The organism is Janthinobacterium sp. BJB304 (genome assembly GCF_002735765.1).
Taxonomy (GTDB): Bacteria; Pseudomonadota; Gammaproteobacteria; order Burkholderiales; family Burkholderiaceae_D; genus Janthinobacterium.
In genome coordinates, this window is record NZ_PDZN01000038.1 from 1 (window position 1) to 26,363 (window position 26,363).

Consider the following 26,363-nt stretch of genomic DNA (forward strand, 5'->3'; position numbering starts at 1 on the left):
ACAATGTGGAAGACCGCCGCCATCTTCGCCGCGCCGGTCTTCCACATTGTCGCTTTCGCGATTGCCTTCCCATTTCATGATATTTACTCCTGCTGTGTTTGTGCGATTGCGCTCTACGGTTGATGGATGACGCCTGAATATGCCACTTGCGACGAATCTTGTTATTATCGCAGTAAACTACGCCGCGACAGGGGCGACAATGTTACCCTTTGCAACTTTCCATCGACTCCACAACAGGTACACGCATGGCGCTTGCCAACGATACACGCATTTCGCCCACGGCGGTGGTCCAGGCGCAACTGGACGCCTACAATGCCCACGACGTGGCGGCCTTGCTGGCCATTTACGCCGATGACGCACAGCAATTCCAGCATCCCGATACCTTGCTGGCCCAAGGCAGTGCGCAAATCGGCCCCCGCTTCACGGCGCGCTTCGCCGCCAGCAAACCGCAGGCGCAGTTGCTCAACCGCATCGCCTGCGGCAAGCTGGTGATCGATCATGAAATCGTCCATGGCGACACGGACGATGGGGTGTCGACACAGGAACTGGTGGCGACCTATGAGGTGGAGCAGGGCCGCATCCGCCGTGCCTGGTTCAGCTTTGGCGCATTGACGCGCCTGCGCGTGGCGCTGCCGGCCGATGTGCCTGCCATGAACGCGTTGATCGCCCGTTCCGGCGTGGCGCTGAGCGCGGGGTTTTATACGCAGGAACAGGCCGAGGCCGTGACGCGCCACGTGTTCGGCGTCGATACGCAGCTCGTTACCGACCGGACGTATTTCATCATCGAACGCGACGGCGTCATGCTGGCTTGCGGCGGCTGGAGCCGGCGCGCCACCCTGTACGGTGCCGACCGCGCGAAGAGCGGGCCGGACCCGTTGCTCGATCCGGCCAGCCAGCCTGGCCGCATCCGCGCCTTCTTTGTGGAACCGGCGGCGGCGCGCCAGGGCCTGGGCAGCATGCTGATGCGCCACTGCGAGCGGCAGGCACGGGCCGCGGGTTTTACGGCGCTGGAATTGGCCGCCACCTTGCCCGGCGTGCCGCTGTACCTGGCCAGCGGCTTTGCCGTCACGGAAGATTTTCACCTCGACTTGCCCAACGCGATCAAATTGCCGCTGGCGCGCATGCACAAGCGGCTGTAAGGCAGGCTACCAAGGCAGCGGCGCCTGTTCCCCGTTGGCATGCTCGCCGTAATACAGCGACGGTAAAAAGCGCGACAGATAGGTAAATTCGCTGTAGCAATGGCGCAGCAAATTCAGGCCCAGCACGTCGGGCACGTCGCGTACGGGGTCCAGGCTATTGCGGCCCAGCAAGAAGCGGCTGCGCAGCACGCAGCCCGTGGGCGTGTCGCGCGTCAGGTGCAGCATTTCGCCATCGAGCGGGTCGCCTTGCGGGTCCAGTTGCACGTGCTCGCCGAAGCCGATGCGCGCGCAGATGGCGGCCGACAGCGCGCCGCTGTCGCGTGCCTGCTGCAGCTGCACCGGGTCAAAGACTTCCTTCGGATCATGGAACTTCAGCTTGGCTTTCACGGGTGGAATATCGCCCAGCGACTCCACTGCCTCGATCGAGGCGCCGTAATAGCTTTCTCCCTTTTTCCATGCATTGTTCCAGCCGTGATGGGCCACGTGGTCGTGCGGATGCCACCACTTGATGTGCTGCGTCGTCTCGAAAAATGTAAACCACCAGTCCAGCATGCGCCCGCTGCAGCCGTGCAGTTCCGTGCGCGCCGCCACCAGCAGGCAGCCATTTTCCAGGCGCGTGATGCCCGTTTCCAGGTGCAGCGGGAACGGGTCGAGCAAGTCGCCCGTACCGGTGATGCTCCATGGGAATTCAATATGCTTCGTCATGTCGTTCTCCTTTGTTTGGGTGAAGCCATTATATATTAAAGAAACGTATTACGTTTCCTAAATGTGTTTCAGTGTAAAATTGCCCTTCGATCAAGCTTGGAGCCGGCATGCAGGAAGAAGAGAGCAAGGCAGAGAGCAAGGCTGTGCGTGGACGGGGCCGTCCGGCGCGCCCGCCCGAAGAAGCGCGCGAGGCGGCCGTGCACGCGGCCACCTGGCTGCTGCTGCACGAAGGCTATGCGGCCACGACCATGGAAGCGGTGGCGCGCCACGCGGGCATGGCCAAGAAGTCGCTGTATCAGTACGCGGCCAACCGCGAGGAACTCGTGGCCCTGGTGGTGCGCGGCTGGACGGACGCCTTTGTACCGGCCATGGCGCACGATGCGGCTGGGCCCGGCGAAGTGCTGCCATTATTGAAGGAGGTCTTGCAGGCGATGGCGGGGCGCGTGCTGACGGCGGACGCCGTGGGCCTGTTCCGTCTGCTGTGCACGGAGTTTCCCGCGCGCACCGATTTGCTGGCCGTGTATCAGCGCAACGGCATCGAGCGGGGCACGGCCTTGCTGGCCCAGTGGTTGCAGCGCCAGGCGGCGCGCGGCCATCTGGTGCTGCAGGATGGGCACGATGGGCACGAACTGGCCGGCTTGCTGCTGGCCATGGTGATCGCCGAGCCGCTGCGGCAGATGGCGCTGGGCTTGCTGGCGCCCGTGCCGGCCTGGGATGCGGCGCCCCGTATCGACGCGGCGCTGCGATTGCTGGGCGGTCAGTCGTTCAAGGTCGCTGGTGCTTCAGCGCTTCGCGGTAGCTGAGGGGAGAGAGCCGTTGGCGGTGCTCTGTGGCAAAAGCTAGCACCTCTCTCGGCGCGTGGTGCGCGTAATCGCGCAAGGCCCAGCCGATGGCCTTGCGGATGAAAAACTCGTCTTCGTGGGCCAGCGCCAGCGCCGCGCCGAACAGCCAGCCGGCATCCGTGCCGGCGCGCCAGCCCAGCTGGTGCAGCATGGCGATGCGGCGCAGCCAGAAGTCCTCGTGGCGCAAGGCGCCATCCATGTGCGCATGGCCATCGCCGCCGCGCCGGTGCTCCGCCTGCAGCACCTCGCCCACGATGCCCGCCATGCCGTCGACGCTGTCCCACCACGCGCGCTGACGCGCCAGGCCGAGCAGGGCGGGAAGGTGTTCGACGCCCAGTTGTCCCCGGTGCAGGGCCAGCATGTCGAGCGCCACGTGCTGGTATTCGCGCTCGGGCTGCTGCCACAGCAGTTGCGCATGTTCCAGCAGCACCTCGGCCCCCACGCCTTTCAAGCCCGCCAGCAAGCCCCTGGCGGCCAGCCGCCGCTGCGGTGCCGCCACGCCCAGGAAAACGAACTGGTCACGCATGTAGGCCTGCATGGGTGCCGCACGGCCCGGATCGGCGGCTGCTTCCAGCGCGGCTTTCAATTCTGCATGTAGATTCATGGCATCTCCAGGCGTAAAAAAAGCGCTCCAGGGAGCGCTCTTGTCCAGCTAGCCAAACGGCTGATAGAAGCGTAGCGAGCGGCAGCGATTTGTGGCCGAGAAGCGCAGCCGTACGAAGGTACGGTGAGCATCGCAGGCCGCAAAGTGCGACGCGCAGTAGCTTATATCAGGCGTTTTTACTGGATCTTGGCCTTCTTCATCAACTCATCGCGGTAGGCGGCGAGTTTTTTCTGTTGCAGCGACTCGGCTACCTGGCCCTTGACTTCTTCCAGTGCCGGCAGCTTCGTCGGACGGGTTTCTTCCAGCTTGATCACGTGGAAGCCGAATTGCGATTGCACGGGCGTTTGCGTGACCTGGCCTGGCTTCAGGGCGACCATGGCGTCGGAGAATGGCTTGACGTACGAAGCCGGGCTAGCCCAGTCCAGGTCGCCGCCATTGGCTGCGGAACCGTCTTTCGACACTTTCGCCAGTTCTTCGAACTTGGCGCCGCCTTTCAGCTTGGCGATGATGTCTTTCGCTTCCGCTTCGGTGGCCACCAGGATGTGGCGTGCATGGTATTCCTTGTCGCCCGCTTGTGCCTTGAACTTGTCGTATTCGGCCTTGATTTCAGCGTCCTTGACAGGGTTTTTCTTGACGTAGTCGGCCAGCAGAGCATTGATGATGATGCTTTGACGGGCATTGTCGATCTGCGACTTGACTTCCGGACGCGTGCCGTAGCCTTGCTTGTCGGCTTCCTGGATCAGCACTTCGCGGCCGATCAGGTCTTTCTTGATGGCTTCGCGCAATTGCGGCGAATCAGCTTGCTTGCCTTGGGCGACGACTTGCTTGACGACCTGGTCGACGCGCGACGATGGGATGGCCTTGCCATTCACGGTGGCGACGTTTTGCGCGAACGCAGGGATCGCGACGACGGCGACCAGGGCTAAGATCAGGCGGGCTGGCTTCAAAATCATGTTCATTCCTAATAAATATACTAAAAATCGATATACGCGACTGGCGCGCAGTGCGCATTCAGGCGCAGAATACACGACCGGCGCCGAAAAGGGCGCCGGGGAGGTCAGTTCTTACTGAACTTTCGCTTTTTTGATCATTTCTTCCTGATACGCTTGCAATTTCTTTTGCTGCAGCGCTTCGGCGATCTGTGGCTTGACTTCTTCCAGGGTCGGCAGTTTTGCCGCGCGGGTGTCGTCCAGCTTGATCACGTGGAAACCGTTAGGCGTTTGCACCGGGGTGTCGGTAACCTGGCCTTTTTGCAGTTTCACGAAGGCGTCCGAGAACACTTTCGGGAACGACGAAGGGGCTGCCCAGTCCAGGTCGCCGCCATTGTCGGCCGAGCCGGTATCTTTCGATTGCTTGGCCAGATCTTCGAACTTGGCGCCGCCTTTCAGCTTGGCGATGATGTCTTTCGCCTCTGCTTCGGTGCCCACGAGGATATGGCGAACATGGTATTCCTTGTCGCCGGTCTGCGCCACGAAGCGGTCGTATTCGGCCTTGATTTCAGCGTCGTTGACCGGGTTCTTTTTCAGGTAGTCGCCGACCAGGGCGTTGATGACGATGGCTTGGCGTGCGTTCTCGATTTGCTGCTTGACGGCTGCATCTTTACCGAAACCTTTGTTTTCCGCTTCTTGCATCAGCACTTCACGGCCGATCAAGTCTTTCTTGATCATTTCGCGCAGTTGCGGCGAATCCGGTTGCTGGCCTTGGGCGACGACTTGCTTGACGACTGCATCAACGCGCGACGATGGGATAGGCTTGCCATTAACAACGGCAACATTTTGCGCAAAAACAGGTACCGCGACAACGGCGAGTAGTGCGATCAGCAAGCGGGCTGGCTTAAAAGTCATTATTAAATCCTGTTAGGGAAAGTTTCGTAAAAAACGCATGGGAAGAAAACGCGTGCATGGCGCTTGCGGCAAATGGCATACCAAGTTGCCCCGGTACGCCAAAAACGCCGCCCTTACACTACTTCGGACGGCGCCAGGGCCACAATCGCCAATGCATGTATCTCATTATGCATCATATCGTGCACGGAATCATACACCAGTCGATGACGCATGACGAGTCTGAGCCCCTCAAATTGACTAGAAATTATGCGTAGATTGTAATGGCCTCCGCCCGAGGCGGCGCCCGCATGGCCCCGGTGGCGCGCCGAGTCGTCTTCCAGCACGCATTCCAGAGGGGAAAGTGCCGTTTCCAGGCGGGTACGAATGCGCTGCATGCGCGTTTCCGGCGCGGTGTTTTCAGTGGTGGAGCTCATCATGCGTCTTCCTTGATATGTTTGGCCAGGAACAGGGTTTGCGCCACGATGAAGGCAAAGAAGATGCCCGTCGCGCCAAACGCTTTAAAACTGACCCAGGCGGCCATGTCGCCCTTGTACAGCACGAAGGCGACGAACAGGTTCAGTGCGCCGATGGCGCCGAAGAAGATGATCCATGCGGCCAGCAGCTGGTTCCAGACGGCATCGGGCAATTGCACTTGCGCTTCCATGGTCTTGCGGATCAGGTTTTTCTTGAAACCCACGTGGGCAATCAAGAGGGCCAGGCCGGACAGCCAGTAGATCAGGGTCGGCTTCCATTTCAGGAAGAAATCGTCATGCAGATAGATGCTGGCGCCGCCGAACACGACAAAGATGAACAGCGACAGCCACAGCATGCCGTCCACCTTGCGCCCGCGCAGCAGCAGATAGCTGACCTGGCAAGCCGTGGCGACGATGCCGACGAGGGTGGCAAGTATCCACGGCGCCTGGTCGGCCTTGATCAGGCCGCCAGACACGAAGCCGGACAAATATTGCTGCACGAAATCGTGCGTGGCCGCTTCATACATGCCGCCCAATTTGAAGGCGGTGAAGAAGGCAATCAGGGGGAATAGGTCGAATAGAAATTTCATGGCGAGACTTTACACTGGTCTTATTAGAATCATCTTAGGAATGGCTTAGGAGCAACGCCCAAGCCATCGCCAGATCAAGGCTGCGGATCGAAGCGCAAGGAGGCCGAATTGATGCAATAGCGCAAGCCGGTCGGCGGCGGGCCGTCCGGGAAGACGTGGCCCAGGTGGGCGTCGCAGACGGCGCAGACGATTTCCGTGCGCACCATGCCGTGGCTGCGGTCGACGATTTCCGTGACATTCGCCGGGTCCAGCGCCTGGAAATAGCTGGGCCAGCCGCAGCCGGAATCGAACTTCGTGTCCGAGGCGAACAGGGGCGTGTTGCAGCAGACGCAGGTATAGACGCCGTGTTCGTGGTGGTCCCAGAACTTGCCCGTGAACGCGCGTTCCGTGGCAGCGTGGCGCGTGACTTCGTATTGCATCGAGTCGAGCATGGCGCGCCATTCGGCGTCGGTTTTCTTGACTTTATTCGTGGTCATAATGACTCCTTAGGATGAGCAGCTGACTTCAAGGTGGCTGGCCCAGTCGGGCGGCAGGGCCGCATAGTGCTGGTGTTCGGGCTGTTCGTCAAATGGCTTTTGCAATATTTCCAGCAATGTCGCCACTTCCGTGTAGTCCTGCTGCTGGGCTTTCTCGATGGCCACTTGCGCCAGATAGTTGCGCAGCACGTATTTCGGGTTGACGCCGTTCATGGCCGCTTGCCGTTCGGCATCGACGCTCTTTTCCGCCATCAGGCGCGCACGGTATTGCGCTGCCCACGTATCGAAGGCGGGGCGGTCGATGAACATGTCGCGCAACATGGTGTCATGTTCGGGCGCCGCTACCTGCAGTGTAGACAAGGCGCGGAAGAAATTCGTGAAATCCACATGATTGGCTTGCATCAGCGCAAACATGCTGTCGAACAGGGCCGTATCGCCGTCCTGGCTCGTTTGCAAGCCCAGCTTGGCGCGCAGCAAGCTATTCATCTTCTCCGCGAACGCCGGCTGGTAGCTGTCCAGCGCCGCCTGCGCCAGTTCCACTTCGCCGATCAGCGGCAGCAGGGCCTGGCCCAGCGCGTAGCAGTTCCAGTGGCCCACCTGCGGCTGGTTGGCGTAGGAATAGCGGCCCTGTTGGTCCGTATGGTTGCAGATGTGTTCGGCATCAAACGCTTCCATGAAGCCGAACGGGCCGAAATCGAGCGTCAGGCCCAGGATCGACATATTGTCCGTATTCATCACGCCATGCATGAAGCCGACGGCTTGCCATTGCGCGATCATGTGCGCCGTGCGCACGCACACTTCCGCCAGCAAGGCTTGATATGGATTTGCTGCGGCGCGCAACTCGGGATAAAAACTGTCGATCACGTAATCGGCGAGGATTTTCAGTTCGTTCGGCTGCTTGCGGTAAAACCAGTGTTCGAACGAGCCGAAGCGCACAAACGTGGGCGCCATGCGCGTGACGACGGCCGCCGTTTCCACCGTTTCGCGCATGATGCCTTGCTGCGAACCCATGATGGCCAGCGCGCGCGAGGTGGGAATGCCGAGCGCCGCCATGGCTTCCGAGCACAGGAATTCGCGGATGGACGAGCGCAGCACGGCGCGCCCGTCGCCCATGCGCGAATACGGCGTGGCGCCAGCGCCTTTCAGCTGCAGTTCCATGGGGCCGCTCGCTGTGGCGATATCGCCCAGCAGGATGGCGCGGCCGTCGCCCAGCTGGCCGGCCCAGACGCCGAACTGGTGGCCCGAATACACGGCCGACAGGGGCTGCGAGCGCTCGGCAACCGTATTGCCGGCCAGCAGCGCCACAAAGCCGGGCTCGGCCAGGCGCGCCGCATCGAGGCCGATCAAGGCGGCGGCGGCGGCGCTGGCGGCCACGAAATATGGGGCGGGCAGGGGAGTGGGCATCAAGCGCGTATAGAACGCGGGCGGCAAGGCCGCAAAGGCGTTATCCAGTGGTAAGGTATGAGCGGTGATGGCAATTCCAGTCAAATAAGATGGACCGGCAAGGTGCGCCAGCCTGGAATGCGATTTTACCGCACCACGCCAAGGCGCGTGGCGCTCGCCCATGCGGCTGGAAACGGAATCAAAAATTCCATGCTGCAGTGCAATATCGAAATGCGTTGACGATTTCCGCACGACCGTACGAAACTAGGAAAAATCTGTCAATTCCAACAATAACCGAGTAGCCCCCCCCAGGAGACACGATGTCGGCATTCCCCTTGAGTCCAGTGATGGGCCAGATGATGAATCAGCCCCTGCTGATTTCCAGCATTATCGAGTTTGCAGCGCGTCATTATGGCTGCGGCGAAATCGTGTCGCGCCGGGTGGAAGGCGATCTGCACCGTTATACCTACCGCGATTGCCACCAGCGCACGCGGCGCCTGGCGAATGCCTTGCATGGCCTCGGTGTCGGCATGGGCGACCGGGTCGCCACCCTGGCCTGGAATGGCTACCGCCACCTGGAAGCCTATTATGCCGTGTCCGGCTCGGGCGCCGTGCTGCACACCATCAATCCGCGTTTGTTTCCCGAGCAGATCGCCTACATCTCGAACCACGCGGAAGACCAGGTGCTGCTGTTCGACCTGACCTTCCTGCCCGTGGTGGAAAAGATCGCCGCCGATTGCACCTTCGTGCGCCATTTCGTGCTGATGTGCGACCGCGACCGCATGCCCGCCAGCAGCAGCATTCCCGACCTGCTGTGCTATGAAGACCTGATCGACACGCATTCCGACGAGTACGCATGGCCCGTGTTCGATGAAAACTCGGCCGCCGCCTTGTGCTATACCTCGGGCACGACGGGCAACCCCAAGGGCGCGCTGTATTCGCACCGCTCGACCGTGCTGCACGCGTATGCGTCGGCCATGCCCAGTGCCCTGAACGTGCGCGCCACCGACACGGTGCTGCCCGTCGTGCCCATGTTCCATGTGAACGCCTGGGGCTTGCCGTATTCCGTGCTGCTGTCCGGCGCGCGCATGGTGTTTCCCGGCGCGGCGCTGGACGGCAAGTCGCTGTACGAACTGTTCGAATCGGAAAAAGTGACGTTCTCGGCCGGCGTACCCACGGTCTGGCTGGGCCTGCTGAACTATGCCTTGCAGAATGACCTGAAATTTTCCACCTTCCGCCGCACGGTGATCGGCGGCGCGGCGTGCCCGCCGGCCATGATGGATACCCTGATCGACAAGTTCGACGTGGAAGTCATCCATGGCTGGGGCATGACGGAAATGTCGCCGTTGGGCACCACGGGCGGCTTGCAGACCAAGCACCTGGCCATGGACAAGGAAGCGCAGCGCGATATCCTGCACAAGCAGGGCCATGCGATCTATGGCGTGGACATGAAGATCGTCGACGACGACGGCAAGGAATTGCCATGGGATGGCGTGGCCTACGGCCATTTGCTGGTGAAGGGACCGTGGATCATTTCCTCGTATTACAAGAACGAGGGCGGCGAGGTGCTGCAGGATGGCTGGTTCCCCACGGGCGACGTGGCCACCATCGATGCGGACGGCTACATGCAGATCACGGACCGCAGCAAGGACGTGATCAAGTCGGGCGGCGAGTGGATCGGCACCATCGACCTGGAAAACCTGGCCATGGCGCACCCGGCCGTACTGCAGGCGGCCTGCATCGGCGTGTTCCACCCGAAATGGGACGAGCGTCCCGTGCTCGTCGTGGTGTTGCGTCCCGGCATGACGGTCACGCGCGACGCCTTGCTGCAGTTCTTTGAGGGCAAGATCGCCAAGTGGTGGACGCCCGATGATGTGCTGTTCATCGACGCCTTGCCCATGGGCGCCACGGGCAAGATCCAGAAGAACAAGCTGCGCGAGCAGTTCAAGGGACACCAGTTGCCGGGGATGTAAGGAATCCTAGGCCGCTTGCGGCAGCGCCGACCCCAGCTTTTCCAGCAGATGATCGCACTGGAAGACGGACAGGGTCTGGCGCTGCGCCTCCGTGCCGATGTCGATCATTTCATCCATTTCGCTGCGCAAGTCGTCATGCTCTCCCGTGCGGATGATTTGCGGCGCCGCAAAGCGCTGGCTGTCCGAGATGGTCATGATGTTGTCGACGTGGTCGACGAGGAAGCCGTAGCGTTCGGCGCCCCGTTCCACGATCAAGATCTTGCCGCTGCTCGCGTCCGGCAGGGCAGGCATCGCATACAGCTGGCGCAGATCGATGATGCTGATCATTTGCTGACGCAAGTTGAGCATGCCGAGCATGCAGGCCGGCATGCCCGGCGGCGTGGTGATGGCGTGGCTGAAATCGATGATTTCGCGCACTTGCCCGATTTCCACGGCGAAGCGGGTTTCCACCGTAAACGTGATGTAGACGCGGCGCCGCGCCTTGTGCGTGGCGGCGCCCGTTTCCGTGTCGGCCGGGTACAGGCGCGCGTGGCCGTCGCGCATCTCGACGATCTCCGCCTGCGACAGGATGTCCTTGTGGTTCAGGAAAATGATGTCGCCCAAGCCCTCTTTCGTGATGCAGCCGGCGAACATGGCGGCGCGCGCCTTGCTCAGCAGGGGAATCGGCAACACCTCGTCGCCAAAGAAATGCACGATGCTGTCGACGGAGTCGACGAGGAAGCCCACGGTCGTGCCGTCGAGGCGCACGACGATGACGCGCTGGTCCGGCGTGGCTTCCCTGGCCGCCTTGCCGTACGCAGGCGCCTGCAGCAGGGCGCCGAAGTCGACGACGGCCACCTGGTTGCCGCGGAAATGCATGCGCCCCAGGCACAGTTCGTTGTTCAGCAGGGAACTGTGCAGTTCCGGCACCTTGATGATTTCCTGGATGGCCAGCATCTCGAAGGCGAACGTGGCGCCGGCCGCATGGAAGCTGACGCACTGGCGGCGTTCGCTTTGCGCATGGTAGCGGGCCGTGCTCAGCTTGGCCCCCGTCGCCTGCAGGGCCAGTACGTGGGGCACGTTTTCGATGCGCAGCAGGGCGTGCGGGTCGAGTATCTGCAGCAGGCGCGCGCCGCCATCGAGCAGGATCGTGCCGGCGATGACGGCCTGGCTGTCGCCGGCCGCATATTGCAGGGCGCTGCGCGCACTGGCGGGTACGCGCAGGATTTCGCCCGTATCCTGGAAGACGATGCCGATCAGCACTTGCTGGAAATCGAGGATGGCGATCTTGTCCGTGGCCACGGCGCGCGGCGCATCGGCGCGGAACAAGCGCCCCAGGTTGACCACCGGAATGACGCTGCCACGCAAGGTGAACATGCCTTCCAGATACGCGGGCGACAGGGGCAGGGCCGTGACTTTCGCCGGGTAGTTCACCACTTCGCGGATGCAGCTGGCGGGCAGGGCGAATTCATCGCCGCCCAGGTGGAAGGAGCCGAACAGTTCGGCGGCCGTGTCGCTTGCGCCATGGGCCTGCAAGCCCGTCGCTTCATGCATATCCATATGCGCCTTCCTTGCGTGGAATCAATTCGGGTGGCGCCACCACCTCGGTGACGGCGTAGCTGTGCCGGGCGCAATCGATCAGCAGCTGGCGGCCGTGGCGGCCTCCCAGCGCGCAAAAACTGACGTGCAAGCCGCACTGGGCCAGGTATTTTTGCGCCGCCTCCGCGTTTTGCCGGCCCACCTGCAGGCGGCCATGCACGTGGGCGGGGCCGAACATGCTGGCGCCACCCGCCAGCACCACCTCGATATCGGCGTAATCGGCCTGGCGCACGCCCATCAGGCGCAGCAGCGAAGGCACGGCCTGGCTCACATAGCGCGCCCCCAGGCTGCTGTCGGCGCCCGGCGCTTCCGGCAGCAGGCAGTGGGCCAGGCCGCAGCAGGGGCCGTTCTTCCAGATGAAGCCGATGCCGATGCAGGAGCCGAGCAGCGCTTGCAGCTGCTCGCCATGCGTACCGACGCTAAGTTGCCCCATGCCAACATGGTGCGGCGCCAGGCCATGTTCGATGATGATGCTCATGCGCTGCCCGCCTTGTAAATCATGGGAAACTCGAACTGATAGCCGGTACCGAGGCGGGCGATCGTTTCCGACTCGCCCAGGATCAGCCGGCCCTCATCCTTGAGGCTCAGGCGGGCCTGGCGCAGCACGGTTTCCTGGTGCTCCGCGTCGAAATAAATCAGTACATTGCGCAGGAACACCAGATCGAATTGGCGCGCCGGGCGCAGCGCTTCGAGCAAGTTATGCTGGGCAAAGCTCACGTGCTGCCGCAGCTCGTCGTTGACCTTGACGCCATATGGCGCGGGCGAGAAATATTTGCGCAGCAAGTCCGGGTGCGACAGCCGGATGCGCTCGACGGAGCGCCCGCTGTACTGGCCGGCCTTCGCCGCCGCGAGGATCTGCTGCGAAATGTCGCTGGCCAGGATCTGATAGCGGAAGGCGGGCACTTGCAGCTTGAATTGCTCGCACAGCATGGCGATCGAATACAGCTCCTCGCCGCTGGCGGCGGCCGCCGACCAGATGGCGAGGCAGCCGTCGGGATGGGCGCGCGCCCAGGCGGGCAGGTAGCGGTCGCGGAAGTAATCCCAGACCTGCGGCGTGCGGAAGAACAGGGTGTCGTTGGTGGTCACCAGGTCAATGAAATGGGCCACCTCGTCGCGGTCGCTGGCCACCCGGTCCAGGTAAGCCTGGTAGCTGTGCAGGGACAGCGCTTGCAGCCGTGGCTGCAAGCGTCGTTCCAGCAAGACGCTCTTGCGCGCGGTCATGGCGATGCCCGTATGCTGGCGCACCAGCGCGATCAGGGTCGTCAGCACCTCGGGCGTCAAGGTGGCCGCGTGGCTCATGGCCTACACCACGAAGCCGGAGACAGTCTGGTTCAGGCTGCCCGCGCGCTCGTTCAAGCCATCCGTCGAACGGGCGATGCTGTCGCAGTTGGCGGCCGACTTTTCCGTTTCCTCGGCGATGTACTGGATCGCCGTCGACACTTCGCGCGCCGTCAGCAGCTGCTCGTTGGCCGCCTTCGAGATATCGGAAATGGCCAGGGTGGTCTTCGCCACGCCCGAGACGATCTTGTCGAAGGCGTCGCTGGCCTGGCGCGAAATCTCGCTGCCGGTGGACACCCGCTTGACGGATTCGTTGATCAGCTTGGAAATTTCCTTGGTCGCCTGCGAGGAACGCTCGGCCAGCTTGCGCACCTCGTCGGCGACGACGGAAAACCCCAGGCCGTGCTCGCCCGCGCGCGCCGCCTCGATGGCCGCATTGAAGGCCAGCATGTTGGTCTGGTTGGCGATTTCGCTGATGACCTTGACGATTTCGCCGATGTCTTCCGACGAGCGGTTGATCAGGTCCATCGCCTCGATCGACTTGGCGACGGCGCGCGCGCCCGATTCCGCTTCCTGCTGCGTGGCTTTCGCCAGCGAATCGGCGTTCGAGGTGTTTTCCGCGATGGAATTGATGGAAAACGTCAGGCCGTCGATGGAGGCGTTCATTTCTTCCACCGTGGCGCCCAGCGCCTGCGTGCCCACGGCCACGCCCGTGGCCCGTTCGGCGATGGTGTGCGAAGCCTCGGCAAAGCCGTTGGCCGCCGATACCACGTTGCCGATGACGCCGCGCAAGTCGACGATCATCTTGCTGATGCCGCCGGCCAGCAAATCGATCGGTTCGCCGCCTTCGGGCACGATATGGCAGGTCAGGTCGCCTTGCGCCGCGCGCGCCACCGAGTCGAGCAGGGCATTGACCTTGCGGCTGTCGTTGGCGGCTTTGGCCTGGATGCTGTTTTCCAGGTTCACCTGGTCCGTGATGTCGATGGCGAACTTGACCACTTTATACGGCTTGCCGTTCAGGTCCAGGATGGGGTTGTAGGTCGCTTGTATCCACACCACCTTGCCATGGTTGCCCAGGCGCTTGTAGCGGCCCGCGTCGAATTCGCCCCGGTTGAGCTTTTGCCAGAATTTCTTGTACTCGGCGCTGCCCGCATACTCGGGCTCGCAGAACATGCGGTGGTGTTCGCCCTGGATATCGCTCAAGTCGTAGTCCATGACGGCGAGGAAATTGCCGTTGGCATCGAGCACCTTGCCCTGCATGTCGAATTCGATCACGGCCTGCGCCTTGCCGATGGCGCTGACCTTGCCTTCGTATTCGGCATTGCGCTTTTTCAGGGCCGTCACATCGCTGGCGAACTTGACCACCTTGAAGGGGCGGCCCTCCGCGTCAAAGATGGGGTTGTACGAGGCATTGAGCCAGATTTCGCGTCCGTCCTTGGTCACGCGCTTGTATTCGCCCGCGTCGAACTCGCCCTTGCCCAGTTTTTGCCAGAACTGCGCGTATTCCTCGCTCTTGGCGTACTCGGGCTCGCAAAACATGCGGTGGTGCTTGCCTTCGATCTCGTCGAGCGTGTAGCCGACGGACTTGAGGAAATTGTCGTTGGCGCGGATGATGGTGCCGTCGAGCCGGAACTCGATCACGGCCTGGGCCTTGCTGATGGCGTCGATCTTGCCTTCATAATCGGCGTTGCGGTGCTTGCTGGCCGTGATGTCGGTGGCGAACTTGATGACTTTATACGGTTTGCCGTCCGTGTCGAGGATGGGGTTGTACGACGCGTTGATCCACACTTCGCGGCCATCCCTGGCGCGGCGCTTGTATTCGCCCTGGTCGAATTCGCCGCGTGCCAGTTTGGCCCAGAAGTTGGCGTATTCGACCGTTTTTACATACTCGGGATCGCAGAAGATGGCATGGTGCTTGCCTTGCACCTCGGCCAGGCTGTATCCGACGACACGCAGGAAATTGTCATTCGCATGCAGGATGGTGCCGTCGAGTTCGAATTCGATGACGGCCTGGACACGGTTCAATGCAGTATTTATCGCTTCTAAGTCCAGATCCCGCGTGGGGCTGACATGGCTGGCTGCGTCCATAGTATGTCCTTCGATGTGAGAAGAGGAATGGGGGCGATAAGGCTGCTGTTATTATTTTTTTGCTATCCGTATAGGGCAAAAATGTCATTGCATCGGCCGTGATTTGGTGACAATCGGTGAGAATGTGCGCAATGAACTGCCGCCCATGTTTTTTCTGCGCTTGGCCCTATAGTAGATAAATTGTAGAGTATTGATTTGAATCAATAATTTTATTATTCCCCAGCGTCTGGCGAAAAACAAGGGGAGGGAATAAATAATATAAGAATTGTCGTAATTACCCCATGCCGGCATATCACAAACGCATTCCTTCGCATAATAAAACGCCGTTATTATTATTGCGGTTTTGTTATTTGAATGAATATCCAATTGATAGCTTCTGCTGGAGTTTGCTGCTTGCAGCAGAATCGATCCGCAAACGATGTTGTACCATGGCGCAGCATGCTGGCGGCCGCGCGCACACGACAAAAATAATACGAGCGTTCTTTTATGCGGTATAGTAAAGCTTCATCCCTTGCAACCACCTCATACGTTGAGCAAAACCAATAAGGAAGAGACATGAGTGCTGAATATCAAGTGAACGGCGCCGTTGCCGTCATTACCCTGGCCAATCCGCCCGTCAATGGTCTGGGCCTGGCGACGCGCACGGCCGCCGTGGCCGGCATCCGCCAGGCGCTGGCGGACGAGTCCGTCAAAGCCATCGTCATCACGGGCGCCGGCAAGGCCTTTTCGGGCGGCGCCGATATCAAGGAATTCAATTCGCCCAAGGCGCTCACGGAACCGACCCTGCACACCCTGATCAACGTCGTCGAACAGTCGACCAAGCCCGTCGTGGCAGCGATCCACAGCGTCTGCATGGGTGGCGGCCTGGAGCTGGCGCTCGGTTGCAACTACCGCGTGGCGGCGCCTGGCGCGCAGATGGCCTTGCCGGAAGTCAAACTCGGCATCTTGCCGGGCGCGGGCGGCACGCAGCGCCTGCCGCGTGTGCTGGGCCTGGAAATGGCCCTCAATATGATCGTCTCGGGCACGCCCGTCGCGTCCGAAAAACTGGCCGGCACGGCCCTGTTCGACGAAGTCATCGCCCCCGGCGCCGACTTGCTGGCCGCCGCCGTGGCCTTCGCCACCAAGGTGGCCGACGTGCGTCCGCTGCCGAAAGTGCGCGAGCGCAAGGTCGACTACCCGAACCATGAAGCGTTTCTGCAGTTTTCGCGCAATACGGTCAAGGCCATGTCCGGCCCGTTCCCCGCACCGCTGAAATGCGTCGATGCCGTGGCGGCCGCCGTGACGATGAAATTCGACGATGGCTTGAAGTACGAGCGCGAACTGTTCATGCAACTGGTGCAGTCGCCGGAATCGAAAGCCCTGCGCCACGCCTTCTTTGCCGAACGGGTCGCCAGCAAAGTGCCCGACGTGCCGGCCGACACGCCCGTGCGCACGATCGCCAGCGCGGCCATCGTGGGCGCCGGCACCATGGGCGGCGGCATCGCCATGAACTTCGCCAACGCGGGCATTCCCGTGATGCTGCTGGAAACGAAGCAGGAAGCGCTGGACAAGGGCCTGGCCACGATCCGCAAGAATTATGAAAACACGGTCAAGAAGGGCAAGTTGACGCAGGACAAGGCCGAGCAGCGCATCGCGCTCGTTTCCGGCACGTTGGCGTATGCCGACATCGCGCAAGCCGACATCGTCATCGAAGCCGTGTTCGAAGAGCTGGGCGTGAAGGAAACCGTCTTCAAGCAGCTTGACGCCGTCATGAAGCCGGGCGCCATCCTTGCCTCGAACACGTCCACCCTGGACCTGGACAAGATCGCCGCGTTCACCCAGCGTCCGCAAGACGTGATCGGCACGCATTTCTTCAGCCCCGCGAACGTCATGAAGCTGCTGGAAATCGTCCGCGGCAAGGAAACGGGCAAGGACGTGCTGGCGACGGCGCTGGCGCTGTCGAAAAAGCTGAAAAAAACGGGCGTCGTCTCGGGCGTATGCGACGGCTTTATCGGCAACCGCATGATCGAGCAATACAGCCGCCAGGCCGGTTTCCTGCTGGAAGAAGGCTGCTTGCCGGAGCAGGTCGACAAGGCCGTCGAGAAATTCGGCTTTGCCATGGGTCCGTTCCGCATGGGCGACCTGGCCGGCAACGATATCGGCTGGGCCATCCGCAAGCGCCGCTACGTGGAAAAGCCGGACGTCACGTATTCGAAGACGGCCGACCTGCTGTGCGAAATGAAACGCTATGGCCAGAAGACGGGCGCCGGCTGGTATGACTACAAGGCGGGCGACCGCAAGGCGTATCCGTCGGAACAGGTGAATGCGATGATCGTCCAGCATTCCGCCGACATCGGCGTGACGCGGCGCAAGATCAGCGACCAGGAAATCGTCGAACGGCTCGTGTATGCGCTGGTCAACGAAGGCGCACGCATCCTGGAAGAGGGCATCGCCCTGCGCGCCTCGGATATCGACATGGTGTATTTGACGGGCTACGGCTTCCCGCTGTTCCGCGGCGGCCCGATGTTCTACGCGGACACGGTGGGCTTGCCGAACGTGCTCGATACCATCAATGGCTACGCCAAAGGCCGCCACGGCGAAGCGTGGACGCCGGCGCCCCTGCTGGTGAAGCTGGCAGGCGAGGGCAAGGGTTTTAATAGCTAAGCCGACGCCAACAATATTGTCGGATTACGCGCGGCTTTGCCACGCTAATCCGACCTACCCGGCTCTTGAGCCCTCGTAGAGGCGTAGGTCGGATTAGCGGCGCACGCCGCGTAATCCGACACCATCACGGACACCAGCAAGCATGTTTACTTCTTCTTCGCCACCATCTTGACCGCCTCGTTGACGATGACGGGGTTGTCTTTCTGGATGTAGTGGCCGGCGCCCGTGATGCGTTCGATGGCCGGCGCGCCGGACAGGCGCTGCCAATCCTTTTCCTGCGCCCGCACGACGTTTTCAAACGAACCCATTTCCTCGATGCCGAACTTGTCGCGCACCAGCAGCATGGCGGGCACGCGCAGCGGGCTGTTCATGTCGACGTGCTGCAGACATTGTGTTTGGGCATCGAATTCGGCCGATTCCGTACTGTTGAACATGAGTTTGCGCCGCGTCTTCACGAGCATGGCGTAGGTGGACGCGTCCGTCTGCAGGCGGTGCCACTGCTGCGGGTGCGTGGGGTCGAGCAGGACCAGGCCGGCCACGTCCTGCGGGTACAGCCGGGCATACACATACTGGTACAGCCCGCCCAGGCCATGGCCGACCAGCACATACGGCGGCTTCAGGCCCGCTTGCGCCAGCAGGGCGCGCTGCTGGGCGGCAATGGTGCAGGGATCGCGCGGCGTGGTGGTCTTCTGGCTGTCGCCATAGCCGGGGCGGTCGTAGACGAGCACGCGGTGCTGCCGGGCGACTTCCGGCACGACCTTGGCCCATACATCCTTGCCGTCGCCCATGGCCGACTGGAACACGACGGGCAAGCCGTCCTGGCCGCTCAGGGTATACGCGATGCTGGCGTCGGGCAGGGCCGCAGTGGCCGGCACGCCTGGCGTGGCCGGGGCGGATGGAAACAGAGAGCAGCCCGAAAAACAGCCTGCCAGCAGCAAGCCGGCGCTGGAGAGGAGCATGGTGCGCGCGGGGCGGCCGACGAATAGATGATGCATGAATCTCCTTCTTTGTTCACGGACCGGTATGGCGTGCCAGCCATTATAGGCAAATCGTCTCGAAGTGGAAATGCCGAACAGAGCCGGATTTCCCCACCTGTCAGCCGGCCTCGGCGCGGTGGCAGACGGCTTCGATCCGGTGGCCGTCCGGATCGAACAGAAAGGCCGCGTAATAGCTGGCGTGATAGTGGCGCAGGCCGGGCGCGCCCAGGTCGATGCCGCCATGCGCCAGTCCGGCCTGCCAAAACGCTTCCACGGCCGCGCGCGAGGGGGCCTTGAAGCAGCAGTGGCGGCGCGGCGCGTCGTCGGGCTGCGGGCCCAGGCGCACGGAAAAGTAGCTGCGCTCGGGGTGCTGTGCATCGCTGCGCTCGCCGTAGCCTATCCAGGCGTTGGCATGGTCGCTGCCTACCTTGGGCACGTCGAGCGCGGCAAAGACGGCGTCGTAGAAGCGCTCGGCGCGTTCCAGGTCGCTGACGGTGAGGGATACGTGATCGAGCATGGGCACTCCGCTGTAAAAAACAGGACGGCCATAGCATAGCCCGGATCAGGGCGGCCGTGGGCGGCAGTGACCGAGTGATACCGTTGCTGGTTGACTGCCGGTTAAGGGTGGCGGGCGAGCCGCGCCACGATACTGCGGCTCATCAGCTGCACGCGGGGCGCGAACAGCATCACGGCGCAGAAGGCCACGGGCCAGGCAGCAAAGAAGGCATGGCGCCAGCGGGGCAGGAAGTCCGCCTGCAGGCCGATATTGAGCCAGGTCACCCAGGCGCTCATCAGCAGGGTCATGAGCAGCGACATCAGGAAGGCAAATACGCAGCGCAGGCGCAGGGCGTCGGACATGGGACACTTTCAAAATGGTGAAGATATGCAGCGTAACAACTTGCAGCAATCTATACTAGAACCATATTTTTAATTTCAAATTCCGAAAATGCAATCATGCTTGATGATTTAGCCTTATTTGTCGCCATTGTCGAGGCGGGCAGCCTGCATGCGGCGGCCGTCAAGGAAGACTTGCCCGCCGCCACCGTCACGCGACGGCTGCAAAAGCTGGAAAGCCAGCTTGGCTACCGTTTGCTGAACCGCAGCGCGCGCCGCCTGCAGCCGACGGCGGAAGGCTGGCAATACTACGAGCAGTGCCGTCCCCTGGTCCACGCCTTGCGGCAGGCGACGCAGCAGCTCGACGCCAGCCTGTCGGCCGTTTCGGGCAGCATCCGCGTGCTGGCGCCCGTCAACTTCGCCAGCGGCTTGCTGACGCCGGCCTGGGTCAGTTTCATGCAGAAGTATCCGGATATCCGCCTGGAGCTGGAACTGTCGAACCTGCTGCAAGACCTGGTGGGCAGCGGCGCCGACCTGGCCATCCGCGTGGGCGCGCTCGACGATTCCTCGCTGATGCAGCGCCGGCTGGGCAGTGCCGCGCTGGTGATGGTGGCCGCGCCCGCTTACCTGGCGCGCGCCGGCGTGCCGCGCGACTTGCAGGAATTGGAAAAGCACGAGCTGATCGTGGCCGAACCGCTGCGCAGCTGGCGGCTGCGGCGGCCCGGCGACGGCGCCGAAATGGTGATCGAACCGCAGGCGCGCCTGCGCGTCAACGAAATGCGCCTGGCCGTGGAAATGGCTGACGCGGGCATCGGCATCCTGCTGTGCCCGCTGCTGCAATGCCGCGAGGAAGTGGACAGTGGCAGCCTGGTGCGCGTCTTGCCCGACTGGATGCCGCAGCCGCGCCACGTGTATGCCGTGTGGACGCAGCGGCGCTACCTGCCGGCCCGCGTGCGCGTGTTGCTCGAGCACCTGGCGGCGTTTGCGGCGGCCAACCTGCTGTTGAATGAGGATGCCGGTGCCGATGAGGTGGCTGCCCTGGCTCGCGGCACGCCGGGAATCCTTTCTATTTAGTAATACCGAGCGCTTGTACTTTTCGCCAGGATCGCGTTAAGATAAAGCTGCCCGCTTATCCAGTGGGCAATCTGGTGTTTTTTCGCGCAATCCGTCCCTATCCATGAGAGTAGCAATGAAATATCTGATCGTTCCCTTCTTGCTGGCCATCACTGGCTGTGAAGTACTGTATGACGCAAACCGGGACAAGATCGGCGAGTATTGCAACAGCCTCAATAATTTCGACGACCGCAACGCCTGCCGCAAGCGCAACCAGACCAGCTACCAGGAATACGTGCAGCAGCGCGACCAGCTGAAAAAGGGCAAGAGCGAAAAATAGGCTTGCCGCCGCCTGCGCCGCATACGCTGCATAAAAAAAACGCCGCTGACCAGTCAGCGGCGTTTTGCCTTGCGGACAGGGCTTGCATCGGATTAATCGTCGGCGTAGATATTGTTGTCCTTGGTTTCCTTGACGAACAGGGTGCCGATCACGACAGTCGCCAGGGCGACGACGATCGGATACCACAGGCCGTAATAGATATCGCCCTTGAAGGCCACCAGCGCGAAGGCCGTGGTCGGCAGCAAGCCGCCGAACCAGCCGTTACCGATATGGTAGGGCAGCGACATCGACGTGTAACGGATACGCGTCGGGAACATTTCCACCAGCATGGCGGCGATCGGGCCATACACCATGGTCACGTACAGCACCAGGATGAACAGCAGCAAGACGACCATCGGCTTGTTGATCTGGTCCGGATCGGCTTTCGCAGGGTAACCCGCTTCCTTGATGCCGGCGCCGATTTCTTTCTTCAGCGCTGCTTCATGGGCCTTGCTCTCGGCATCGAAGTTCAGGCCGTCCGGCGTCATGACGGCGTTAAACGACGTAAATTCCTTCGCACCGATGCGTACCTTGGCGATGCTGCCCGCTGGCGCGTCTTCCTTCGTGTAGTTCACCGAGCTGTTCGACAGGAAGCCCGTGGCGATGTCGCACGACGACGGGAACTTCTTGGTACCGGTCATGTTGAACTGGAAGTGGCAGGAAGCAGGATCGGCGACCACCACCACTGGCGAGTTCTTCAGTGCAGCTTCCAGCTGCGGATTGGCGAAGTGGGTCAGGCCATTGAAGATCGGGAAATAGGTCGCAGCGGCGATCAGGCAGCCGCCGAGGATGATGTACTTGCGGCCGATGCGGTCGGACAGGCTGCCGAAGAACAGGAAGAATGGCGTGGCCAGCAGCAGGGCGATGGCGACGAGCACGTTGGCCGTGGCCAGGTCCACTTTCAGGGTCTGGATCATGAAGAACAGGGCGTAGAACTGGCCCGTGTACCAGACGACGGCCTGGCCGGCGGTCAGGCCGATCAGGGCCAGGATGACGATCTTCAGGTTTTTCCACTTGCCGAACGCTTCCGTCAGCGGCGCCTTCGAGGTCTTGCCCTCGGCCTTCATCTTGGCAAACGCCGGCGATTCATTCATGGCCAGGCGGATCCACACGGAAATACCGAGCAGGATGACGGAAACGAGGAAGGGAATGCGCCAGCCCCACGCCTCGAAATCCTTCTCGCCGGTCGCCAGGCGGGTGCCCAGGATGACCATCAGCGACAGGAAGAAGCCCAGCGTTGCCGTCGTCTGTATCCACGCCGTGAACGCGCCGCGCTTGCCTTCAGGCGCGTGCTCGGCCACATAGGTGGCTGCGCCGCCGTATTCGCCGCCCAGCGCCAGGCCTTGCAGGATGCGCAGGATGACGAGGATGATCGGTGCGGCGATGCCGATGGACGCATGGCCCGGCAGCAAGCCGACGATGAAGGTGGAGCCGCCCATGATCAGAATCGTGATCAGGAAAGTGTACTTGCGGCCGATCATGTCGCCCAGGCGGCCGAAGACCAGCGCGCCGAACGGACGCACGATGAAGCCGGCGGCAAAGGCCAGCAGCGCGAAAATAAAGGTGGTAGTGGGGTCGCCGATGAAGAATTGCTTGGCGATGATCGATGCGAGCGAACCGTACAGGTAAAAATCGTACCATTCAAAAATGGTGCCGAGCGAGGATGCAAAGATGACCTTGCGTTCCTCGGGCGTAATCGGCGTTCCCTTGGTGGACATTTTCCGTACGTCGGCCGAGCCGGATGGTGATGCCATGGTTTGTCTCCCTATGTTTTATAGTGAACTGGTGCCGAGGTCTTTTTGACCATTCTTGCAACAGCTTGGGGCGAGTGTGTTCTCCGAACCTTACGTCATGCTTGCTTGAAACTTACACCAAGCTTACAAATTGCCGATCATTCCAACTTTGCGAACGACCGTACTTAAATGTGCTATTCTCATTCCGCAGATACCCCACCCAATAATATCCCCACAAGGAGACACAGCATGAATGAAGCCGTCATCGTATCGACCGCCCGCACGGGCCTGGCCAAGTCCTGGAAGGGCGCGTTCAACATGACGCATGGCGCCACCCTGGGCGGCCATGTACTGGCGGCCGCCATCGAGCGCGCGCGCATCGAGGCGGAAGAAGTGGAAGACGTGCTGGTCGGCTGCGCCTTCCCCGAAGGCGCCACGGGCGGCAATATCGCGCGCCAGGTGGCCTTGCGCGGCGGCTGCCCCGTCACCACGGCCGGCATGACCGTCAACCGCTTCTGTTCCTCGGGCTTGCAGGCCATCGCCCTGGCGGCGCAGCGCATCATCGCGGGCGAAGGCGATATCTATGCGGCCGGCGGCGTGGAGTCGATTTCCTGCGTGCAAAATGAAATGAACACGCATATGTACAGGGAAGTCTGGCTGCAGCAGCACAAGCCGGAAGTCTACTGGCCCATGCTGCAGACGGCCGAAACCGTGGCCAAGCGCTATCAGATTTCGCGCGAGCGCCAGGATGCCTACGGTGCGCAAAGCCAGCAGCGCGCCGCCGCGGCCCAGGCCGCCGGCCTGTTCGACGCGGAAATCGTGCCGATGACCACCGTCATGGGCGTGGCCGACAAGGCCAGCGGCATGCTGGTGTCGCGCGAAGTGACGATTGCCGCCGACGAAGGCATCCGTGCCGACACGACGTATGACGGCGTGGCGAAGATCCGCCCCGCCATGCCCGGCGGCGTCATCAGCGCCGGCAACGCCAGCCAGTTCTCCGACGGCGCGTCCATGGCCATCGTGATGAACGCGAAAGTGGCCGAAGCGAAAGGCCTGCAGCCGCTGGGCATCTTCCGCGGCTTTGCCGTGGCCGGCTGCGAACCCGATGAAATGGGCATCGGCCCCGTCTACGCGATTCCGAAACTGCTGAAAAAGGCGGGCTTGACGGTGGCCGACATCGGTCTGTGGGAACTCAACGAAGCGTTCGCCGTGCAAGTGCTGTATTGCGCCGACACCCTGGGCATCCCCATGGACCGCCTGAACGTCAATGGCGGCGCGATTGCCGTCGGCCACCCGTACGGCGTGTCGGGTGCGCGCCTGACGGGCCACGCTTTGATCGAAGGCAAGCGCCGCGGCGTCAAATACGTGGTGGTGACCATGTGCATCGGCGGCGGTCAGGGCGCGGCCGGGCTGTTTGAAGTGCTGTGATGTAGATCAAACCCAGTCTGCGGGCGGCTTCCAGGGCCGCCCGTTTTCTTTTGCAGCTCACTTTCTGCAAGGCACGCCGATAGCGGGTACAGTAATGCTTCATTTATAAACAAGCAGCCTGCCATCATGCTCAAGCACATCGTTTTCTGGAAACTCAAAGACCACGCCGAAGGCGCCGACCGCGCCACGAATGCCCTGAAACTGAAAGCCCTGCTCGATTCCTGTTCGGATCTGGTTCCCGGCATCGTGAAATTCGAGGCGGCCGTGGCCCAGCCTGGCCTGGAAGCGACCTACGACATCGTCCTGTACAGCGAGTTCGCCAGCCGCGCAGCGCTCGATGCCTACCAGAACCACCCCGAGCACGTGAAGATCAAGCCGTTTTTTGGGGCCGTGCGCGAAGCGCGGCAGTGTATGGATTACGAAGTGTAGTGACACCGAACCAAACCTACTGCGCGTCGGTATAGGTGGCCTGCGATGCTCACCGCCTCGGCGGCCCCGTACTTCGGTACGGTTGCGCTTCTCGGCCACCTCTCCCTTCCGCTCGCTACGGTTTTGTTCGGTGTCGTGAATATCAATGTTAGCCATCAACTTTATTGACAGGAGCCTTCATGACCACCTACCAACGCATCGTCCTCGCCTCGCGTCCCACGGGAGAAGTGCAGCCGGATAACTTCCGTCTGGAAACCAAAGAAATTCCAGCCATCAAGGAGGGTGAATTGCTGGTGCGTAACCAGTATCTGTCCTTGGACCCTTACATGCGGGGGCGCATGAGCACGAATAAAAGCTATGCGGCGCCGCAAGCGCTCGATGAAACCATGATCGGCGGCACGGTGGGCGTGGTGCTCGAGTCGAAGCATCCAAAGTTCGCCGTGGGTGACACGGTGGTGGGGACCCTGGGCTGGACGGAAGTGGCCGTGTCGGATGGCACGATGCTGCGCAAGGTCGATACGACGCACATCCCCGCGTCGGCCTACCTGGGTTCCGTCGGCATGCCGGGTATGACGGCATGGTATGGCTTGAACCAGATCATGGCGCCGAAAGCGGGCGAAACGGTGGTGGTATCGGCCGCCAGCGGCGCCGTGGGCAGCGTCGTGGGGCAGCTGGCGAAATTGAAAGGCTGCCGCGTGGTCGGCATCGCGGGCGGCGCGGAGAAATGTGCATATGTCGTCGAGGAGCTGGGTTTTGATGCCTGCGTCGACTACAAGGCGGGCAATCTGGCGTCCGACCTGGAAGCGGCCACGCCGGACGGCATCGACGCCATCTTTGAAAACGTGGGCGGCGCCGTGTTCGACGCGGCCCTTGCCCGCACCAACGCGTTTGGCCGCGTGGCCCTGTGCGGCTGGATCGCCGGCTACAACGGCGAACCGACGCCGCTCAACAATGCGCGCTTCATCCTCACCAACCGCCTCACCATGCGCGGTTTCATCGTTTCCGAGCAGCCGGAATTCTGGCCGCAAGGCTTGGCGGAACTGGGTACCCTGGTGGCGACGGGCAAGCTGAAATTCCGCGAATCCGTGGCCGAGGGCCTGGCCAGCGCTCCGGAAGCCTTCATCGGCCTGTTGAAAGGCCGTAACTTCGGCAAGCAGCTGGTCAAGCTCAGCTGATCTCCCTCTCGAAAGGCAGGCCGTGCGACAATAACGGCCTGTCTCTTTTTACCTTACACCATGACCAAGCACACCATCCGCCTCGGCGACTGGGCCACCCTGGGCCTTGATGCCACCGCCATCCGTTTTGAAGTCTTCGTCGATGAACAGAAAGTGCCGGCCGAGATCGAGCTCGACGACATGGACGCCGTCTGCCTGCATGCCGTGGCCTATGACGACGCGGGCAATGCCGTCGGCACGGGCCGGCTATTGCCCGATGGCCACATCGGTCGCATGGCCGTGCGCCAGCCGGGCCGCGGCACGGGCGTGGGCGGCGCCATTTTGACCTTGCTGATGGACAAGGCGCGCGAACGCGGTGATGCGGCGGTGGTGCTGAACGCACAAACCGTGGCCGCGCCATTCTATGCGCGCCACGGTTTCGTGCAGCAGGGGGAGGTGTTTGAAGAGGCGGGAATTGCGCATGTGGAGATGCGGCTGGTGTTTTAAACGGTGCTTCCGGTGTTGTCGGATTACGGCCTGCGGCCTAATCCGACCTACGCAGGCCTGTGGCGGCCATGGCAGGTCGGGTTAGCGCGAAGCGTGTAACCCGACACCACCAGCACCATCAGGTGTTGTCGGATTACGGCCTGCGGCCTAATCCGACCTTGTATTATTCCCCTCATGCCGTTCGTGGTATTGCGAACGGTATCGACCGCTGTCAAAATCTTGGTAGGCATATCAAGACCGGGTAACTGGATGCCGTATCCGCCCTTAGGCCCCG

The 26,363-nt window shown here is 61.8% G+C and carries 27 protein-coding genes; 10 read left to right on the forward strand and 17 right to left on the reverse strand.

What is annotated here, in order from left to right; all coding sequences use genetic code 11:
* Nucleotides 1–78 (reverse strand): neutral zinc metallopeptidase (locus tag CSQ95_RS30245; protein WP_257218260.1); only part of this gene is annotated, 78 nt, incomplete at its 3' end.
* 167 nt (nt 79–245) lie between these two features.
* Between CSQ95_RS30245 and CSQ95_RS30250 the strand changes: the two genes are divergently transcribed.
* Nucleotides 246–1,139, forward strand: a complete 894-nt coding sequence (locus CSQ95_RS30250) for a GNAT family N-acetyltransferase (protein ID WP_099411906.1) — start codon at nt 246–248, stop codon at nt 1,137–1,139.
* A 6-nt stretch (nt 1,140–1,145) separates the two neighbouring features.
* On the opposite strand, the gene CSQ95_RS28210 is transcribed toward CSQ95_RS30250, so the two are convergent.
* Nucleotides 1,146–1,844: a DAPG hydrolase family protein gene (locus CSQ95_RS28210; RefSeq protein WP_180279198.1), complete on the reverse strand. Its 699-nt coding sequence runs from the start codon at nt 1,842–1,844 to the stop codon at nt 1,146–1,148.
* Nucleotides 1,845–1,951: 107 nt separating this feature from the next.
* On the opposite strand from CSQ95_RS28210, the gene CSQ95_RS28215 reads away from it, so the two are divergent.
* The gene (locus CSQ95_RS28215) at nt 1,952–2,647 is read left to right on the forward strand and encodes a TetR/AcrR family transcriptional regulator (protein ID WP_099411907.1); all 696 of its coding nucleotides are present in this window, start codon (nt 1,952–1,954) and stop codon (nt 2,645–2,647) included.
* On the opposite strand, the gene CSQ95_RS28220 is transcribed toward CSQ95_RS28215, so the two are convergent.
* The 7 genes from CSQ95_RS28220 to CSQ95_RS28250 all read right to left on the reverse strand — a co-directional run bounded on the left by CSQ95_RS28220 (nt 2,610) and on the right by CSQ95_RS28250 (nt 8,218).
* Entirely contained in the window at nt 2,610–3,290 is a 681-nt protein-coding gene (locus CSQ95_RS28220; RefSeq protein WP_099411908.1) for a DNA alkylation repair protein, read from the reverse strand. The two genes, CSQ95_RS28215 and CSQ95_RS28220, sit on opposite strands and share 38 nt — an antisense overlap.
* Before the next feature lie 176 nt (nt 3,291–3,466).
* Nucleotides 3,467–4,243, reverse strand: coding sequence for a peptidylprolyl isomerase (locus CSQ95_RS28225; protein ID WP_034756072.1), 777 nt, complete (start codon nt 4,241–4,243; stop codon nt 3,467–3,469).
* Nucleotides 4,244–4,354: 111 nt separating this feature from the next.
* The gene (locus CSQ95_RS28230; protein WP_070218374.1) at nt 4,355–5,134 is read right to left on the reverse strand and encodes a peptidyl-prolyl cis-trans isomerase; all 780 of its coding nucleotides are present in this window, start codon (nt 5,132–5,134) and stop codon (nt 4,355–4,357) included.
* Between the two features lie 113 nt (nt 5,135–5,247).
* Nucleotides 5,248–5,550 (reverse strand): BolA family transcriptional regulator, encoded by a 303-nt coding sequence (locus CSQ95_RS28235; RefSeq protein ID WP_225317325.1) that lies wholly within the window; start codon nt 5,548–5,550, stop codon nt 5,248–5,250.
* Nucleotides 5,547–6,176 carry a septation protein A gene (locus CSQ95_RS28240; RefSeq protein ID WP_099411909.1) on the reverse strand — a complete coding sequence of 210 codons (630 nt, stop codon included), beginning with the start codon at nt 6,174–6,176 and terminating at the stop codon, nt 5,547–5,549. The genes CSQ95_RS28235 and CSQ95_RS28240 overlap by 4 nt, the downstream gene beginning before the upstream one ends.
* A 74-nt stretch (nt 6,177–6,250) precedes the next feature.
* Nucleotides 6,251–6,652 carry a peptide-methionine (R)-S-oxide reductase MsrB gene (gene msrB / locus CSQ95_RS28245; RefSeq protein ID WP_034756083.1) on the reverse strand — a complete coding sequence of 134 codons (402 nt, stop codon included), beginning with the start codon at nt 6,650–6,652 and terminating at the stop codon, nt 6,251–6,253.
* Nucleotides 6,653–6,661: 9 nt separating this feature from the next.
* The gene (locus CSQ95_RS28250) at nt 6,662–8,218 is read right to left on the reverse strand and encodes a YdiU family protein (RefSeq protein ID WP_099411910.1); all 1,557 of its coding nucleotides are present in this window, start codon (nt 8,216–8,218) and stop codon (nt 6,662–6,664) included.
* A gap of 137 nt (nt 8,219–8,355) precedes the next feature.
* On the opposite strand from CSQ95_RS28250, the gene CSQ95_RS28255 reads away from it, so the two are divergent.
* Nucleotides 8,356–10,008, forward strand: a complete 1,653-nt coding sequence (locus CSQ95_RS28255; protein ID WP_099411911.1) for a 3-(methylthio)propionyl-CoA ligase — start codon at nt 8,356–8,358, stop codon at nt 10,006–10,008.
* 6 nt (nt 10,009–10,014) lie between these two features.
* Here the strand turns inward: CSQ95_RS28255 and CSQ95_RS28260 are convergent, their stop codons facing one another.
* The 4 genes from CSQ95_RS28260 to CSQ95_RS28275 are packed head-to-tail and all read right to left on the reverse strand — an operon-like array spanning nt 10,015 to nt 14,889.
* Entirely contained in the window at nt 10,015–11,547 is a 1,533-nt protein-coding gene (locus CSQ95_RS28260; RefSeq protein ID WP_257218258.1) for a chemotaxis protein CheW, read from the reverse strand.
* Entirely contained in the window at nt 11,534–12,064 is a 531-nt protein-coding gene (locus tag CSQ95_RS28265) for a chemotaxis protein CheD (protein ID WP_099411912.1), read from the reverse strand. The genes CSQ95_RS28260 and CSQ95_RS28265 overlap by 14 nt, the downstream gene beginning before the upstream one ends.
* Complete coding sequence (locus CSQ95_RS28270) at nt 12,061–12,885, reverse strand: protein-glutamate O-methyltransferase CheR (protein WP_099411913.1); 825 nt, start codon at nt 12,883–12,885, stop codon at nt 12,061–12,063. The genes CSQ95_RS28265 and CSQ95_RS28270 overlap by 4 nt, the downstream gene beginning before the upstream one ends.
* Nucleotides 12,886–12,888: 3 nt before the next feature.
* Nucleotides 12,889–14,889, reverse strand: a complete 2,001-nt coding sequence (locus CSQ95_RS28275; RefSeq protein ID WP_257218259.1) for a PAS domain-containing methyl-accepting chemotaxis protein — start codon at nt 14,887–14,889, stop codon at nt 12,889–12,891.
* 618 nt (nt 14,890–15,507) lie between these two features.
* On the opposite strand from CSQ95_RS28275, the gene CSQ95_RS28280 reads away from it, so the two are divergent.
* A complete protein-coding gene (locus CSQ95_RS28280) occupies nt 15,508–17,595 on the forward strand; it encodes a 3-hydroxyacyl-CoA dehydrogenase NAD-binding domain-containing protein (protein WP_099411915.1) in 2,088 nt (695 codons plus the stop codon).
* 146 nt (nt 17,596–17,741) lie between these two features.
* Here CSQ95_RS28280 and CSQ95_RS28285 read toward each other — a convergent pair whose 3' ends face one another.
* From CSQ95_RS28285 to CSQ95_RS28295, 3 genes are all read right to left on the reverse strand, one after another.
* Nucleotides 17,742–18,590: an alpha/beta fold hydrolase gene (locus CSQ95_RS28285; protein WP_099411916.1), complete on the reverse strand. Its 849-nt coding sequence runs from the start codon at nt 18,588–18,590 to the stop codon at nt 17,742–17,744.
* A 100-nt stretch (nt 18,591–18,690) separates the two neighbouring features.
* Nucleotides 18,691–19,089, reverse strand: a complete 399-nt coding sequence (locus tag CSQ95_RS28290) for a VOC family protein (RefSeq protein WP_099411917.1) — start codon at nt 19,087–19,089, stop codon at nt 18,691–18,693.
* Between the two features lie 101 nt (nt 19,090–19,190).
* Nucleotides 19,191–19,430, reverse strand: coding sequence for a DUF2798 domain-containing protein (locus tag CSQ95_RS28295; protein WP_099411918.1), 240 nt, complete (start codon nt 19,428–19,430; stop codon nt 19,191–19,193).
* A gap of 96 nt (nt 19,431–19,526) precedes the next feature.
* Here CSQ95_RS28295 and CSQ95_RS28300 point away from each other — a divergent pair, with 96 nt between their 5' ends.
* Both CSQ95_RS28300 and CSQ95_RS28305 read left to right on the forward strand, forming a co-directional pair.
* Nucleotides 19,527–20,480 (forward strand): LysR family transcriptional regulator, encoded by a 954-nt coding sequence (locus CSQ95_RS28300; protein ID WP_099411919.1) that lies wholly within the window; start codon nt 19,527–19,529, stop codon nt 20,478–20,480.
* A gap of 115 nt (nt 20,481–20,595) precedes the next feature.
* On the forward strand, nt 20,596–20,799 hold the full coding sequence (locus CSQ95_RS28305; protein ID WP_070218363.1) for a hypothetical protein: 204 nt from the start codon (nt 20,596–20,598) through the stop codon (nt 20,797–20,799).
* Nucleotides 20,800–20,891: 92 nt separating this feature from the next.
* Here CSQ95_RS28305 and CSQ95_RS28310 read toward each other — a convergent pair whose 3' ends face one another.
* Complete coding sequence (locus CSQ95_RS28310) at nt 20,892–22,592, reverse strand: MFS transporter (protein WP_099411920.1); 1,701 nt, start codon at nt 22,590–22,592, stop codon at nt 20,892–20,894.
* 228 nt (nt 22,593–22,820) lie between these two features.
* Between CSQ95_RS28310 and CSQ95_RS28315 the strand changes: the two genes are divergently transcribed.
* The 4 genes from CSQ95_RS28315 (at nt 22,821) to CSQ95_RS28330 (ending at nt 26,089) form a co-directional block, all read left to right on the forward strand.
* Complete coding sequence (locus CSQ95_RS28315; protein WP_099411921.1) at nt 22,821–23,999, forward strand: acetyl-CoA C-acyltransferase; 1,179 nt, start codon at nt 22,821–22,823, stop codon at nt 23,997–23,999.
* Between the two features lie 126 nt (nt 24,000–24,125).
* A complete protein-coding gene (locus CSQ95_RS28320) occupies nt 24,126–24,428 on the forward strand; it encodes a Dabb family protein (RefSeq protein ID WP_099411922.1) in 303 nt (100 codons plus the stop codon).
* A 179-nt stretch (nt 24,429–24,607) separates the two neighbouring features.
* Nucleotides 24,608–25,603, forward strand: coding sequence for an NADP-dependent oxidoreductase (locus tag CSQ95_RS28325; RefSeq protein WP_099411923.1), 996 nt, complete (start codon nt 24,608–24,610; stop codon nt 25,601–25,603).
* 60 nt (nt 25,604–25,663) lie between these two features.
* Entirely contained in the window at nt 25,664–26,089 is a 426-nt protein-coding gene (locus CSQ95_RS28330) for a GNAT family N-acetyltransferase (RefSeq protein ID WP_070218358.1), read from the forward strand.
* Nucleotides 26,090–26,363: the final 274 nt, after the last annotated feature.

Coding starts and splice junctions, on each gene's coding strand:
- CSQ95_RS30250 (WP_099411906.1), top strand. CDS start 246: ATGGCGCTTGCCAACGATACACGCATTTCGCCCACGGCGGTGGTCCAG.
- CSQ95_RS28210 (WP_180279198.1), bottom strand. CDS start 1,844: ATGACGAAGCATATTGAATTCCCATGGAGCATCACCGGTACGGGCGAC.
- CSQ95_RS28330 (WP_070218358.1), top strand. CDS start 25,664: ATGACCAAGCACACCATCCGCCTCGGCGACTGGGCCACCCTGGGCCTT.
- CSQ95_RS28300 (WP_099411919.1), top strand. CDS start 19,527: ATGCTTGATGATTTAGCCTTATTTGTCGCCATTGTCGAGGCGGGCAGC.
- CSQ95_RS28230 (WP_070218374.1), bottom strand. CDS start 5,134: ATGACTTTTAAGCCAGCCCGCTTGCTGATCGCACTACTCGCCGTTGTC.
- CSQ95_RS28305 (WP_070218363.1), top strand. CDS start 20,596: ATGAAATATCTGATCGTTCCCTTCTTGCTGGCCATCACTGGCTGTGAA.
- CSQ95_RS28290 (WP_099411917.1), bottom strand. CDS start 19,089: ATGCTCGATCACGTATCCCTCACCGTCAGCGACCTGGAACGCGCCGAG.
- CSQ95_RS28320 (WP_099411922.1), top strand. CDS start 24,126: ATGCTCAAGCACATCGTTTTCTGGAAACTCAAAGACCACGCCGAAGGC.
- CSQ95_RS28310 (WP_099411920.1), bottom strand. CDS start 22,592: ATGGCATCACCATCCGGCTCGGCCGACGTACGGAAAATGTCCACCAAG.
- CSQ95_RS28280 (WP_099411915.1), top strand. CDS start 15,508: ATGAGTGCTGAATATCAAGTGAACGGCGCCGTTGCCGTCATTACCCTG.
- CSQ95_RS28270 (WP_099411913.1), bottom strand. CDS start 12,885: ATGAGCCACGCGGCCACCTTGACGCCCGAGGTGCTGACGACCCTGATC.
- CSQ95_RS28295 (WP_099411918.1), bottom strand. CDS start 19,430: ATGTCCGACGCCCTGCGCCTGCGCTGCGTATTTGCCTTCCTGATGTCG.
- CSQ95_RS28265 (WP_099411912.1), bottom strand. CDS start 12,064: ATGAGCATCATCATCGAACATGGCCTGGCGCCGCACCATGTTGGCATG.
- CSQ95_RS28260 (WP_257218258.1), bottom strand. CDS start 11,547: ATGGATATGCATGAAGCGACGGGCTTGCAGGCCCATGGCGCAAGCGAC.
- CSQ95_RS28250 (WP_099411910.1), bottom strand. CDS start 8,218: ATGGGCGAGCGCCACGCGCCTTGGCGTGGTGCGGTAAAATCGCATTCC.
- CSQ95_RS28240 (WP_099411909.1), bottom strand. CDS start 6,176: ATGAAATTTCTATTCGACCTATTCCCCCTGATTGCCTTCTTCACCGCC.
- CSQ95_RS28215 (WP_099411907.1), top strand. CDS start 1,952: ATGCAGGAAGAAGAGAGCAAGGCAGAGAGCAAGGCTGTGCGTGGACGG.
- CSQ95_RS28255 (WP_099411911.1), top strand. CDS start 8,356: ATGTCGGCATTCCCCTTGAGTCCAGTGATGGGCCAGATGATGAATCAG.
- CSQ95_RS28220 (WP_099411908.1), bottom strand. CDS start 3,290: ATGAATCTACATGCAGAATTGAAAGCCGCGCTGGAAGCAGCCGCCGAT.
- CSQ95_RS28285 (WP_099411916.1), bottom strand. CDS start 18,590: ATGCATCATCTATTCGTCGGCCGCCCCGCGCGCACCATGCTCCTCTCC.
- CSQ95_RS28235 (WP_225317325.1), bottom strand. CDS start 5,550: ATGATGAGCTCCACCACTGAAAACACCGCGCCGGAAACGCGCATGCAG.
- CSQ95_RS28325 (WP_099411923.1), top strand. CDS start 24,608: ATGACCACCTACCAACGCATCGTCCTCGCCTCGCGTCCCACGGGAGAA.
- msrB (WP_034756083.1), bottom strand. CDS start 6,652: ATGACCACGAATAAAGTCAAGAAAACCGACGCCGAATGGCGCGCCATG.
- CSQ95_RS28315 (WP_099411921.1), top strand. CDS start 22,821: ATGAATGAAGCCGTCATCGTATCGACCGCCCGCACGGGCCTGGCCAAG.
- CSQ95_RS28225 (WP_034756072.1), bottom strand. CDS start 4,243: ATGATTTTGAAGCCAGCCCGCCTGATCTTAGCCCTGGTCGCCGTCGTC.